General features: G+C 41.3%; 11 protein-coding genes. 4 read left to right on the top strand and 7 right to left on the bottom strand.

Features of this window, described 5'->3' with window-relative positions:
* Positions 1 to 57 precede the first annotated feature (57 nt).
* The 3 genes from MTO98_RS18425 to MTO98_RS18415 are packed head-to-tail and all read right to left on the bottom strand — an operon-like array spanning position 58 to position 2,424.
* Positions 58 to 657: a bifunctional nuclease family protein gene (locus MTO98_RS18425; protein ID WP_243480352.1), complete on the bottom strand. Its 600-nt coding sequence runs from the start codon at positions 655 to 657 to the stop codon at positions 58 to 60.
* 21 nt (positions 658 to 678) lie between these two features.
* Entirely contained in the window at positions 679 to 1,656 is a 978-nt protein-coding gene (locus MTO98_RS18420) for an electron transfer flavoprotein subunit alpha/FixB family protein (RefSeq protein WP_243480351.1), read from the bottom strand.
* Positions 1,657 to 1,686: 30 nt separating this feature from the next.
* Positions 1,687 to 2,424, bottom strand: a complete 738-nt coding sequence (locus MTO98_RS18415; RefSeq protein ID WP_243480350.1) for an electron transfer flavoprotein subunit beta/FixA family protein — start codon at positions 2,422 to 2,424, stop codon at positions 1,687 to 1,689.
* A 45-nt stretch (positions 2,425 to 2,469) separates the two neighbouring features.
* On the opposite strand from MTO98_RS18415, the gene MTO98_RS18410 reads away from it, so the two are divergent.
* Both MTO98_RS18410 and chrA read left to right on the top strand, forming a co-directional pair.
* A complete protein-coding gene (locus tag MTO98_RS18410) occupies positions 2,470 to 2,814 on the top strand; it encodes a tetratricopeptide repeat protein (protein WP_091206030.1) in 345 nt (114 codons plus the stop codon).
* Between the two features lie 74 nt (positions 2,815 to 2,888).
* Entirely contained in the window at positions 2,889 to 4,088 is a 1,200-nt protein-coding gene (chrA, locus tag MTO98_RS18405) for a chromate efflux transporter (RefSeq protein WP_243480349.1), read from the top strand.
* Between the two features lie 86 nt (positions 4,089 to 4,174).
* On the opposite strand, the gene dnaB is transcribed toward chrA, so the two are convergent.
* A complete protein-coding gene (gene dnaB / locus MTO98_RS18400) occupies positions 4,175 to 5,740 on the bottom strand; it encodes a replicative DNA helicase (protein WP_243480348.1) in 1,566 nt (521 codons plus the stop codon).
* 305 nt (positions 5,741 to 6,045) lie between these two features.
* On the opposite strand from dnaB, the gene rlmB reads away from it, so the two are divergent.
* A complete protein-coding gene (gene rlmB, locus MTO98_RS18395; RefSeq protein WP_243480347.1) occupies positions 6,046 to 6,816 on the top strand; it encodes a 23S rRNA (guanosine(2251)-2'-O)-methyltransferase RlmB in 771 nt (256 codons plus the stop codon).
* A 114-nt stretch (positions 6,817 to 6,930) separates the two neighbouring features.
* On the opposite strand, the gene MTO98_RS18390 is transcribed toward rlmB, so the two are convergent.
* Positions 6,931 to 8,016 (bottom strand): mannose-1-phosphate guanylyltransferase, encoded by a 1,086-nt coding sequence (locus tag MTO98_RS18390; RefSeq protein ID WP_243480346.1) that lies wholly within the window; start codon positions 8,014 to 8,016, stop codon positions 6,931 to 6,933.
* Positions 8,017 to 8,278: 262 nt separating this feature from the next.
* Between MTO98_RS18390 and recQ the strand changes: the two genes are divergently transcribed.
* Positions 8,279 to 10,471: a DNA helicase RecQ gene (recQ, locus tag MTO98_RS18385; RefSeq protein ID WP_243487943.1), complete on the top strand. Its 2,193-nt coding sequence runs from the start codon at positions 8,279 to 8,281 to the stop codon at positions 10,469 to 10,471.
* Positions 10,472 to 10,512: 41 nt separating this feature from the next.
* On the opposite strand, the gene MTO98_RS18380 is transcribed toward recQ, so the two are convergent.
* Both MTO98_RS18380 and MTO98_RS18375 read right to left on the bottom strand, forming a co-directional pair.
* Entirely contained in the window at positions 10,513 to 11,178 is a 666-nt protein-coding gene (locus tag MTO98_RS18380; protein WP_243480345.1) for a carbohydrate-binding protein, read from the bottom strand.
* 22 nt (positions 11,179 to 11,200) lie between these two features.
* The gene (locus MTO98_RS18375; protein WP_243480344.1) at positions 11,201 to 13,105 is read right to left on the bottom strand and encodes an OmpA family protein; all 1,905 of its coding nucleotides are present in this window, start codon (positions 13,103 to 13,105) and stop codon (positions 11,201 to 11,203) included.
* Between the last annotated feature and the right edge of the window lie 13 nt (positions 13,106 to 13,118).

Here is a 13,118-nt window from a genome sequence, read left to right as displayed (position 1 = left end):
TTTTTAAAAAAGAGCAAGCAATTAAATCCGACATCTAAAATCCGAATCCCGAAATCATCATGAAGCCTTACGTTTATTTAATTCGTCACGAATTTTTGCCGCCTTTTCATAAGATTCTTCGGCAAGAGCTTCCTGAAGTTTGGTTTTAAGCTCCTCGGTACTGATGGAAGCGTAACCGCTTACTGATGCGCTAACGGATTTTTCTTCGGGCGTTTCATTGATATTCTCCAGATAAACAAAATCGTTACCTTCTATAACAATGCCCGCAGTTGAAAGAATAAACTCATAGGTGAAAATAGGGCAGTCGAAACGAACGGCAACTGCAATGGCGTCAGATGTACGCGCGTCTATCTCTACCGAACGTTTACCATCGCTGCAGATAAGTTTTGCATAAAAGATACCATCAACCAGGTTATAAATAATTACCTCCTGAACTTCAATTTGGTAAGCCTGGGCAAAACTTTTAAAAAGATCGTGCGTAAGCGGGCGGCTTGGGGTCATTTTTTCTATTTCGATAGCTATAGCCTGGGCTTCAAAGCTGCCGATAATAATAGGCAAACGACGACGGCCGCTCACCTCACCCAAAACAAGTGCATATGCGCCCGATTGTGTTTGACTGTATGATAAGCCGACAATATCAAGCTTTATTTTTTTCATGTTATTCCCCATCACCTGTATTTATGCTGAAGCTTTATATTCTTTAACGGCTGCAATTAATTTAGGGAGTACCTCAAATGCATCGCCCACTATCCCGTAATCAGCTACCTTAAAAAACGGCGCTTCGGGATCTTTGTTTATGACTACGATAACTTTTGATGAACTTACCCCCGCCAGGTGCTGAATAGCGCCTGAAATTCCGACTGCAATATACAAATTTGGACTGACAGCTATGCCGGTTTGCCCAACGTGCTCGCTATGAGGTCTCCATCCTGCATCAGAAACAGGTTTAGAGCACGCAGTGGCAGCGCCTAAAAGTTCTGCAAGCTCTTCAATCATACCCCAGTTTTCAGGCCCTTTTAAACCACGGCCACCCGAAACCACAATCTCAGCATCGGGAAGAGAAACTTTATCAGTTGAACGAACAATTTCCTTGATCATGGCCCTAAAGTCTGAAGCTTTGGATTCAACGTTAAAGTCCTCAATATGAGCAGTGCCGCCTGTTTCAATAACTTTATAAGAGTTAGGTACAAGTGCAATAACTTTAATGGCCGAAGTAAGTTCTACCGAAGCGAAAGCTTTACCCGAAAAAGCTGTTTTTTTAACCTTGAATGAGCCGCCTTCCTGCACCGGAAGCGCCACGGCTCCGTCGGCAACACCAGCTTCAAGTTTTACACCAACTCTTGGTGCTAAACCACGGCCAGAAAATGTATTGGATAAAACCACAACAGCCGAACCTTCTTTCTTAGCAGCTTCGGCTATTACAGAGGCATATGCTTGATTTACAAAATCTTTTAATTTATCCCCCGATACGTTAAGCACTTTATCGGCACCGTATTCGCCCAATAAAGCCAATTCTGCAGCATCAACATTACCTATTGAAACTGCAGTAAGGGAAGTACCATTTTGATCGGCAATAGCCCGGGCGTAAGAAACGGCTTCAAAAATTGATTTTTTGAATTTGCCACCGGCATTTTCCGCATATATTAAAACTGACATATTTATCTGTTAGTAGTTTAGATAATAAATTTATATAACACGCGCTTCTGCATGCAGCAGTTCAACCAGTTTGGCTGTATCATCGGCAGGAATAAGCTTTACCTGGCCACGTGGGGCAGGGGTTTCATAACTGATGATTTCTGAAAATGTTTTTACCTCAACCGCTTCAACAACAGTAAGCGGTTTGGTGCGGGCCGACATTATGCCGCGCATATTAGGTATTTTGGGTTCGGCCACTCCCTCTGCAGTACCGGCTACAAATGGATAGGGGATAGTTAAAACCTCCTTGCCGCCTTCAATTTCCCGTTCAACTACTGCTTCTGTGTCACCGGCATCTAATTTTTTTATAATAGATACAGATGGCAGGTCAAGCAATTCGCCAAGCATGCCCGCAACTTTCGATCCGTTGTAATCAATAGATTCGCGCCCGGTCAGGATCAAATCAAAAGGATTAGCCTTTACATACTGGGCAATTTGGTAAGATACATACCAGGCATCGTGCGGTTTAGCGTTTATTCGCACGGCATCAGTAGCGCCAATGGCCAATGCCTTGCGAATAGTGGCCTCTGTATTTGCTTCACCAACATTTATTACAGTTACTGTTCCTTTGCCGCCATCGGTTAGTTCAATGGCACGGGCAAGCGCTATTTCATCATAGGGGTTAAGTATAAACTGAATCCCGTTTGTATTAAATTGCGTGTTGTTATCAGTAAAAGTTATTTTTGTGGTGGTATCAGGAACATTACTTACACATACCAAAATCTTCATATCAATAGGTTTTTGCAAATTTAGTTAAAAAAGATAGAGTTTAAAATGGAGTTGAACAGATTGAACAAGCTGTTGGAATTTATAAAAAATGAACCAGATGACGAGTTTCTGAAATATGCCCTGGCAACAGAATATCTACGTCTGAATGAGACAGATAAGGCACTTGCCTATTACGAGGATCTGGTAAATAACCACCCGGGTTATACGGGTACATATTACCATTTAGGTAAGCTTTATGAAGCATTAAACCGTAAGGACGACGCCATTAAAACTTATGAAAACGGCATGAAAGTGACAAAGGAGAAACGAGACAATCACGCTTTCTCTGAATTGCAGGCTGTATACAGGCAGGCAATAGGCTTTGAAGAAGATGATGACGACGATTATTAGTCAATAGCCGGCGCTCATAGTTCATAGTATTTTTTGGTTTTGGTCATGAACCATGATTTCCTTAACTTATCTAAATGGAAAAACGGCAACTTATATTCCTTAGGGATGTGCTGATTTATACTTTTACTGCTTTTGGCGGGCCCCAGGCCCACATTGCCGTTTTACTGCGTGAATTTGTTGAAAAGCGCAGATATATCACTGAAGATGAATTGATGGAGCTTAATGCCTTGTCGCAGGTTTTACCGGGGCCTTCATCAACTCAAACATTGGTTGGCATAGCCTGGAAAGTGGGCGGGCTCAGACTTGCCATCATTACCTTTCTTATCTGGATTTTACCATCGGCAGCCATTATGTGTATGGCAGCAATCAGTTATAATATGTTTGCCAACAAGGCTAAATTTAGCCACGTGATCAGTTATGTACAGCCCATAGCGGTTGGCATAGTTGCGTATGCCACTTACACATTTGCAAGCAAGTTTTTAAAAACAAAAATAAGCATGATGCTGGCCATAGGCTCATTGATTGTTACGCTGATATTGCAAAATGCCTACGCTTTTCCGATACTGATATTGCTTGGTGGTATCATATCATCGGCAATGGAAACTCAACAGCACGAAAATGAACTTAGGGTAAAACTTTACTCAAATGTAAACCCCAACAAGGTGGCTTACTTTATCGGCATCCTGCTTTTTTTTGCAGCACTGGGCGCGGTAGTAAATCAAACATCTCCATTCAGCTTGCCAATTCGTTTGTTTGAAAACTTTTACCGAAATGGCATCCTGATTTTTGGAGGAGGGCAGGTGCTTGTACCGTTAATGTATACGGAGTTTGTTGAAGTTAAGCATTATTTAGGGCGATCAGAGTTTTTATCTGGTTATGCCCTGCAACAGGCATTACCCGGGCCAACCTTTTCTTTTACATCATTTTTAGGTGGCATTACGCTTGGCAATAAAGGTTATAACATCTGGGGGCAAATAATTGGCAGCCTTGTTGCGGTTATTGGGATTAATACTCCGGGACTTATACTTATCCTCTTTATTGTTCCGTTTTGGGAAGATCTGAAAAAGATAACCAGGATAAAAAACTCTTTAAGTGGTATTAATGCCGTGGCAGTAGGCTTTATGGCAACTGCATTGATTTTGTTAGTAAGGCCGTTTGGCTTGAACTGGATAGCCTATCTATTAATGACCGGTACTTTCCTGGTGTTACATTTCACCAAAATAAAAACACCGATAGTAATTATTATCGGTGTTATTTTGGGAATAGTATTTTGACCTGGAGTTTTGAGTTTCCGGCTCCGGATATTGAATTAGCATAGAGGGCTAAATCCGAAATCGAAAATCTCAAATTCAAAGTTGAATTAAAATGGTGCTTCGTCATCCATATCATCCATTCTTGAAGGACGGATGATAAAGTTGCTTTGCTTTTCAAAATCCTGCGAAGGGGCAAGGCCTGCAAAAGCGTTACCTGCAGGCGGAGGGAAGCCGTCCATACCTTCTTCAAGGTTGGCAAACTTAACGTATTTACCCACAAATTTAAGCCGGACAGTACCTGTTTCGCCGTTACGGTGTTTGGCTATAATTACTTCGCCTACGCCCTGAGTTGGGTTGCCGTCTTCGTCTTCAGTTAAACCGTAATATTCAGGACGGTAAAGGAATAGCACCATGTCGGCATCCTGCTCAATAGCGCCCGACTCACGTAAGTCTGAAAGCATTGGCCTTTTTGAGTTACCCGGCCTGCTTTCAACCGCACGACTTAACTGCGAAAGCGCAATAACGGGTACGCTGAGTTCTTTAGCTACAGATTTAAGCGCACGTGAAATACTACTGATTTCCTGCTCACGGTTACCGCCACCGCCTTTACCTTCGGCTTTGCCATGCATCAACTGCAAGTAATCGATGATGATTAACTGGATATCATATTGCGATTTTAAACGACGGCATTTTGCCCTGAACTCAAATATATTTAGCGCCGGGGTATCATCAATGATAAAGGTGGCCTTTTCAAGCCTGCCTATTTTGGAGTGTACTTGTTGCCATTCCCACTCTTCAAGTGTGCCTTTACGTATTTTTTCCTGTTCTATTTCTGCTTCACCGGCTATCAAACGATTAACTAACTGCACCGACGACATCTCGAGCGAGAACACAACTACCGGCTTGTCAAAATCAACGGCTGCATTACGGGCGCAACTTAACACGAAGGCTGTTTTACCCATCGCCGGGCGCGCTGCTATAATCACCAAATCTGATTTTTGCCAGCCCGAGGTCATCCTGTCAAGGCCGGTAAAGCCTGATGCAACGCCTGTTAAACCGTCTTTTTTATCTTTCAAAGCTTCAATATCCCTTAAGGCCTCGTGCACAAGATCATCCATGTTACGGGCATCGCGGCGTAAATTGCTCTGTGCAATCTCAAACAGGTTTTTTTCGGCCATATCCAGCAAGTCGAACACGTCGGCAGTATCCTCATAGGCATTATTAATAACCTCTGTAGAGATACGAATAAGTTCACGCTGGATAAATTTCTGAATAATAATACGTGAGTGAAACTCAATATTGGCAGCCGAAGCAACACGGCTGGTAAGTTCGGTAATATAATAAGCACCGCCAACCATCTCAAGCTCCCCCAGTCTGCGCAGCTCGGCAGTAACGGTAAGAATATCTACGGGCTGTGTTTTTTCAAACAGGATTTTTATGGCAGAAAAAATCTTTTGGTGATTGGTTTGGTAAAAAACTTCGGGCTTTAAAACATCAATAACTGATGAAAGAGCGTCTTTTTCCAGCATGAGCGCACCTAAAACGGCTTCCTCTAAATCCGTAGCCTGAGGCTGCAATTTGCCGCCTCCAATAAAAGGCGTTGGATTTGTGATCCGGCCCCGGCGTTCAAATGTGTTTGGCTTGTTATGCTGGTTGTTATTCTCAAAACTCATAAGGGTACAAAAATATACAAAAAAAGTTTCGCCGGGCAAAGTAAACACCTAACATAGTGTATCGGCATTTTAAAATAATCATACACAGGGCAATAATTTAAAGGTTTTTAATAAACATCCAAGTGTTAATAACTTTTTAACAAAATATGGATGGTTTGATTTTCAGGTGATTGAACCAATGTTAATAAAGTTTTGGAATGTTGATAGCATCCGGGCCCAAATGATGTTAAACCCAAAAGGGTTATCAGTTCAATAACGGCTTAATCAATTAATATAGCTACTTTTGCCAAAATTCAAATCATAAAATGGCATTTAATTCAAGGCCTCAGCGCGAAAGCAATCAAATGGTTTTTGGTATCAGGGCGGTAGTGGAAGCTATCCGTTCGGGCAAGGAGATTGAGGCATTATTTATACAAAGAGGCATAAGCGGCAGCCTGATACATGAGCTTAAAGAGCTTATGAATGAATACCAGATAGTTGCACAACAAGTTCCGGTTGAAAAACTTAATCGTATCACACAGAAAAATCACCAGGGTGTTATAGCTGTGATCTCACCTATCGTTTACCAGAAGATAGAAAATATCATACCCGAGGTATTTGAGAGGGGCGAAACGCCGCTAATCCTGGTTTTAGACAGTATTACTGATGTGCGTAATATGGGAGCTATAGCCCGTACTGCTGAATGTGCCGGTGTACACGCTATTGTGATCCCTGCAAAAGGCTCGGCACAAATTAATCCGGATGCAATTAAAACTTCGGCAGGGGCCTTATACAAGATCCCTGTTTGCAGGCACGATAATTTTATGCAGACCGTACGTTTCCTCCAGGAGTCGGGACTTCAGCTGGTTTGCTGCACGGAAAAAACACAGGACAATATTTACAACCCGGACTATACAGTCCCTACTGCTATTGTAATGGGATCGGAAGAAGATGGAATACGGAACGAGATCATCAGGATCTCGGATCATTTGGCTAAGATCCCAATGTTTGGCGAAATTGAATCGTTGAACGTTTCGGTATCAACCGGGATCATTTTGTATGAAGCGATAAGGCAACGCACTGCTGTGAATGGTTGATTAAGTTGATTGAGTGAGTAGTTGTTTGAGGCTTGTGAGTGGGCGGTTCATTAGGTAATCGTTCCTGAAAAATCAAACTACTTACCCAATCAACTACCCACCACTCATCAACCCCTAAATATATTTAGCTCCAAATTTGCTTTTTACATCAGTTACAACTTGTTTGATGTTTTGCTCCTGATCTCGAGGGCAAATGAGCAGGGAGTTGTTTGATTCTACCACAATATAGTCATGCAGGCCCTGCAGTATTACCAGTTTTTCGCCCGGCACGTTTACCATACAGTTTGATGAATCATACATGATCACCTTTTCAGCCGGGATCACAGCATTGCCTACATAATCCTTATCTGCCAGGTCATATATGGACGCCCAGGTACCCAGGTCGCTCCATCCAAAATCTGATGGTAAAACATATACGTTATCAGCTTTTTCCATAATGCCATAATCTATCGAGATGTTAACGCATTGCTGGTATGCTTTATGAACGTATGTTTTTTCATTATCTGAGTTATAAACCGGCCTGGCATCGGCAAAAATCTCGTGCATCTCGGGCAGGTACTGTCCAAACGCCTTAACAATGGTTTTGGCCGACCAAACAAAAATGCCAGCATTCCACAAAAAGTCGCCGCTTTGAATAAACGTTTTCGCTATCTCAAGAGTGGGTTTTTCGGTGAAAGTTTTCACTTTATGAAACTCGTCGTTGATAATGTTATCGGTATACTGGATATATCCATAGCCGGTATCAGGCCTTGATGGTTTAATACCCAGGGTAATCAGGTAATCATTAGCGGCAGCGGTTTGCAATGATTTTTCAATGGCAGCAACAAAAGCATCTTCGTCCAGGATCTGCTGATCGGAAGGGGCTACTACAATGGCGGCATCAGGGTTAAGGCTTTCAATTTTAAAACAGCCGTAAGCAACACAAGGTGCCGTGTTACGCATTACCGGTTCGGTAAGGATCTGCTGATCCTCCATATCCGGCAGCTGCTGTTTTACAAGTTTGGTATAATTTTCATTGGTAACAATGTATATATTTTCTTTGGGGCATACTTTCAGAAAACGTTCGTAGGTATTTTGTATCAGGGTTTTACCGGTACCAAGTATATCTATAAACTGTTTAGGGTGCGATGTACGGCTTATCGGCCAAAAGCGGCTTCCAATCCCTCCAGCCATAATTATCGCATAATAGTTTTTATTCATGAGAAAGTAAAGAGTTTTAATTCGGTATTATATCAACCGTAAAAATGTGTAATAATTTGTTAATTATCCATTAAGTGTAACTAAATAATTTAATAGCATGCCTTCCATAATTTTGTCTGGTTCTTTAAATAAACAAGCGAAGAAATTGTTTTTCATCTAATCATCATTTTTATATAAAATTTAAAAGTAAATCCACCGTTTATTTAGAAAATTTTGTTACTTTAAACTTTTAAATACAATTTAAGAATTTGTTAAAATAATGATAGAAACAAAGAAATCGCTATTTGACAATCTCCAGAATTTTTTCGGGTTTGATAATTTTAAGGGGGAGCAGGAAGCGATAATAACCAACATCCTGGCCGGTAATGATACATTTGTTATTATGCCTACCGGGGGTGGCAAATCGATGTGTTATCAGTTACCAGCATTAATGAGCGATGGTACGGCAATCGTAATTTCACCGCTGATTGCCCTGATGAAAAACCAGGTAGATCAGCTCAGGGCATTTGGAGGATCAGATAGTATAGCCCACTTTTTAAACTCATCACTTACCAAATCAGAGATAGCCCGGGTTAAGGAAGATGTTTTGGCGGGGAAAACCAAATTATTGTACGTAGCACCCGAGTCCTTAACAAAGCAAGAAAATATCGATTTCTTACGCTTAAATCATGTATCATTTGTTGCTGTAGATGAAGCTCACTGTATTTCGGAATGGGGGCATGATTTCAGGCCCGAATACCGCAAAATACGTCAGGTAATCAGCAATATTGGCGAAAATATACCTATCATAGCTTTAACAGCTACGGCCACGCCTAAAGTTCAGCAGGATATCCAAAAAAACCTGCAAATGAACAATGCAACTGTATTTAAATCGTCATTTAACCGCGGCAACCTGTTTTATGAAGTACGAGCCAAGCGTAATGTTATAAAAGAGATTGTAAAATTTGTAAAGCAAAATCAGGGCAAGTCGGGAATTGTGTATTGCCTTAGCCGTAAAAAGGTTGAGGAAGTGGCACAGGTGCTTAACCTTAACGGGGTTAAGGCTTTGCCTTACCACGCCGGTCTTGATCCTAAAGTGCGGGCTGATACGCAGGACAAATTCCTGATGGAGGATGTTGATGTCATTGTAGCCACGATAGCTTTTGGTATGGGTATTGACAAACCTGATGTTCGTTACGTAATACACCATGATGTGCCTAAAAGCATGGAAGGGTATTACCAGGAAACAGGACGTGCCGGTCGTGATGGAGGAGAGGGCGTTTGCGTGGCCTTTTATTCAGAAAAAGATATCGATAAGCTTCAAAAATTCATGAAAGATAAACCTGTTTCAGAACGTGAAATAGGTACCCAGATACTTAAGGAAGTTATCGACTATTGTGAATCATCGGTTTGCCGTCGTAAACAGTTATTGCACTATTTTGGCGAAAACTTTAACGAGGCCGGTTGTAATAACATGTGTGATAATTGCTGCACCCATAAAGATCATTTTGACGGGGAGGAGCACCTGCACAGGGCATTGAGTTTGATCAAGCACATTGGGGAAAAATTTGATGACCATCATATCATCAGCATATTGATGGGCGAAGAAAATGCGCAGATAAAAAATTACGAGCATGATCAGCTTGATTATTACGGAGCCGGGAAGGAACTTGGTAAAAACCTCTGGAATTCACTTTTAAGACAGGCTTTGCTTAATAATTATGTTTCAAAGGATATTGATCAGTATGGGCTTTTAAGGCTTACCAAAAACGGAAATAGCTTTATTGAAAATCCGCATAGTATCCGTTTTGTATTAAACAAGATCATGGAAGCTACAGATGATGATAGCGATGATGACGGCCCAAAACAAAGTGGAGGTGCATTAGATACCCAGTTATTGCAAATGCTTAAGGAACTGCGCAAGAAGCTGGCCAAACAAAAAGGGTTGCCGCCGTTTGTGATATTCCAGGATCCGTCGTTAGAAGAGATGTGTACGCACTATCCGATCAACACAGAAGAGCTTAAGCAAATTTCTGGTGTTGGCGCAGGTAAGGCACTGAAATTTGGGAAGCCGTTTACTGATTTGATCCAGAAGTATGTAGAGGATAATGATATTGACAGGCCAATCGATATGGTGATTAAAAGCGCCGCCAATAAATCGGCCCTTAAAGTATTTATTATTCAAAACATCGACAGGCATTTAAACCTTGACGATATTGCCGCTTCAAAAGGGCTTACTTATGAAGAGATACTGAAAGAGGTTGAAACTATTGTTAACTCAGGAACTAAGCTTAACCTTAACTATTATATAGATGAAGTAATTGACGAGGATAAGCAGGAAGAGGTGTTTGATTATTTCCGTACTGCCGAAGCCGATTCTATTGATGAAGCTTTAGCCGAATTGGGCAGCGATGATTACACCCGCGAAGAGGTGCAATTAATGCGTATCAAGTTCATGTCAGAATTAGGCAACTAATAGTACAAAATTTATTATATTGAAAGCCTTTAGACTAAACTCTAAAGGCTTTTTTTATTGATGCCTTTTCCAAAATTGATATAATCCAGGTTCATGTTGCCATTGGTAAGTATGTGGAGGGTAAGCACATGGACTCCCTTTTTTAAGGCTACTGAACCAATGGAATCACAGGCATTCCAATGATGCCATTGCCGCCATTGCACCGTGTCGCGGTTATCATGGGTTGAAATGATCTTCATCGGCCCTGTTGCATCTTTGCCATCAACATCAAAGGCAATTGTTCCATCACCATTAGATGTGTATAAAATGCCAATAGGGTAGGTTCCTGTTTTATTTACTTTTATAGTGTAATTGATCCATTCGCCGGGCTGTGTCCAACCAACATAAAATTTATTAAGGTCCCGCAGAGTTTTATTATAAGGATTGTTATCGATATTACCTGTTTTAGTATAAGATATGTAAACACCTTCCTTCATTCTGAACTCATTAAGAGACGACCCGTTGGCTGGGTTTAGCTTTCCGCTGCCGTTGTTTATACTATCGGTATCATGGTAAGCTACTCCTTCACCGCCTTGGTCATAGTATTCGCATTCCAGCCTGCCCGGAAGTTGCTGCATTTTACCTTGCCATGGCTTGCCGGTTTGGTTATAAACAAAAGCACAGGAAATTAGTACAATAATGGTTAATGCTACCGGGCTTTTTTTCATTTTAGATAAATCAATCAAGTACTTATTTGGCAATGATCATAAATTCAGTACGCCTGTTCTTGGCCCTGTCTTCTTCAGTTGTGTTGGAAGCTAAAGGTTGCGTTTCTGCATATCCTTTATAAATAAGCCTGGCAGGGGCAATGCCATGCGACACCAGGTATTGATAAACAGATTTCGCCCTGTTTTCGGATAGTACCTGATTAACCTGGTGACTGCCTACGTTATCTGTATGTCCCGAAATTTCGATGCGTACGGCTGGGTTTACACCTAAAAACTCGATAAGCTTAAGCAGTTCTGCTTTCGATTCCTTTTCAAGATCAAATTTGTTAGTATCAAAAAAGATGTTTTTAAGTATCACCTTATTCCCAATTTCAATAGGTGACAACAGGGCTATGATATTAAAGGGGCTTTTGATTTTATAATTTTTTAGCGAAAAGTTTTCTGAGTAAAACAGATAACCGCTTTTTGAAATATTAAGTGCGTAATTTTTTCCTGAAGTTAGTGTGGCTAAAAAATCACCTTGTTCATCGTCACTATAATCCTGGTAAACGGGTAGATTACTTTCCAGGTCGATGATCTCAACTGCAGCTTCGAGGGGCTGTTTAGTCTTTACATCCTTTACAAAACCTTTAACATAGGTTACCAAATGAGGGCGCAGTTTTACAGGGAGTTCAAATTTGTAAATATCATAGCCACCAAAACCGTTTAAATTATTCGACGAAAAAAAAGCATAGTCGCCGGCTGCTGTTAACGATAAACCACCTTCGTCTCCATTAGTATTGATAGGATAGCCCAGGTTTTCGGGCTTTTGCCATTTGCCATCCTTGTCTAAGCGACTTACAAACAGATCTTTGCTTCCTAAACCCGGCCAGCCATCGCTGCTAAAGTAAAGTGTACTGTCGTCCGGATGAATAAATGGCGACAGCTCGTTATATGGAGTGTTAATATTGGGGCCCAGGTTTTCAGGCTCACCCCAACCTTTTTCGCCCAATGTACTTTTCCAAATGTCATAACCGCCATAGCCGCCTTTACGGTTACTTACAAAGTAAAGCGTACGGCCATCTGCATTGATAGAAGGTTGTGATTCCCAGCCTGAGGTATTTACCGGCGGGTTAAGATCAACAGGCTTCGCCCAGTCGTTACCTTTTTTTTGAGCAATATAAATATCACACCTCCCTAATCCGTCCGGGCGGTTACAGCCAGTAAAAAAAAGGTATTTACCATCCTGGGATATGGATTGAGCACCTTCATTATATTTTTCGGTGTTAATTTGGTTGCTTAGATAAGTGGCTGTATTCCATTTGCCATTTATCATATTACTTTTATAAAAATCTTCGTTGTTATTGATCTTTCGCGTAAATATCAGTGTGCTTTCGTCGGCAGTGGCAACCGGCAGGTATTCATCATTGGCGGTATTAATTTCCGGTCCAATATTTATGGGCTTAAATGGCACCGGATGGGCTGTCGCCTGGATACTGAATTTAGCGTCGGCAAGCATCTTTTTTGCATAGGTGATATTATCCGGACTAAGATCAGGATAGGTAAGATATTTTTCCAGGTGCTGTTGTGCCTGTGCATAACTTGCACTATGGATTTCCATCTCGGCAGCTTTAAGGTATGCACCGCGGTTAAATTCAGGACTTAATGAGATAACTTTAGCATACTCTTCTACAGCTGGTTTATACATACGTTTCATCCTGTACAAATCGGCCAGTAGTAGGTGCGCTTCAATAAATTTAGGATCCTCGGTAACGGCCTTCAATGAGTTTTGAATGGCTTCATCATAAAGATGCTGATCGAGATTTTGATAAGCAGAAGCAAAGAATTTTACAGCTTCTTTATTGGTTGACGAATACCGTGTTGGCTGCTGGGCACAAAGCAAAGCAGGCAAACACAATGTAAGCACCAGTAATACTGCAATTTTCATTTATAACTCAGGA

Source organism: Mucilaginibacter sp. SMC90, from assembly GCF_022811725.1.
Taxonomy (GTDB): Bacteria; Bacteroidota; Bacteroidia; order Sphingobacteriales; family Sphingobacteriaceae; genus Mucilaginibacter.
The sequence above is the reverse complement of the archived record's forward strand: the minus strand, read 5'-3'. Positions and strand labels throughout refer to the sequence as shown.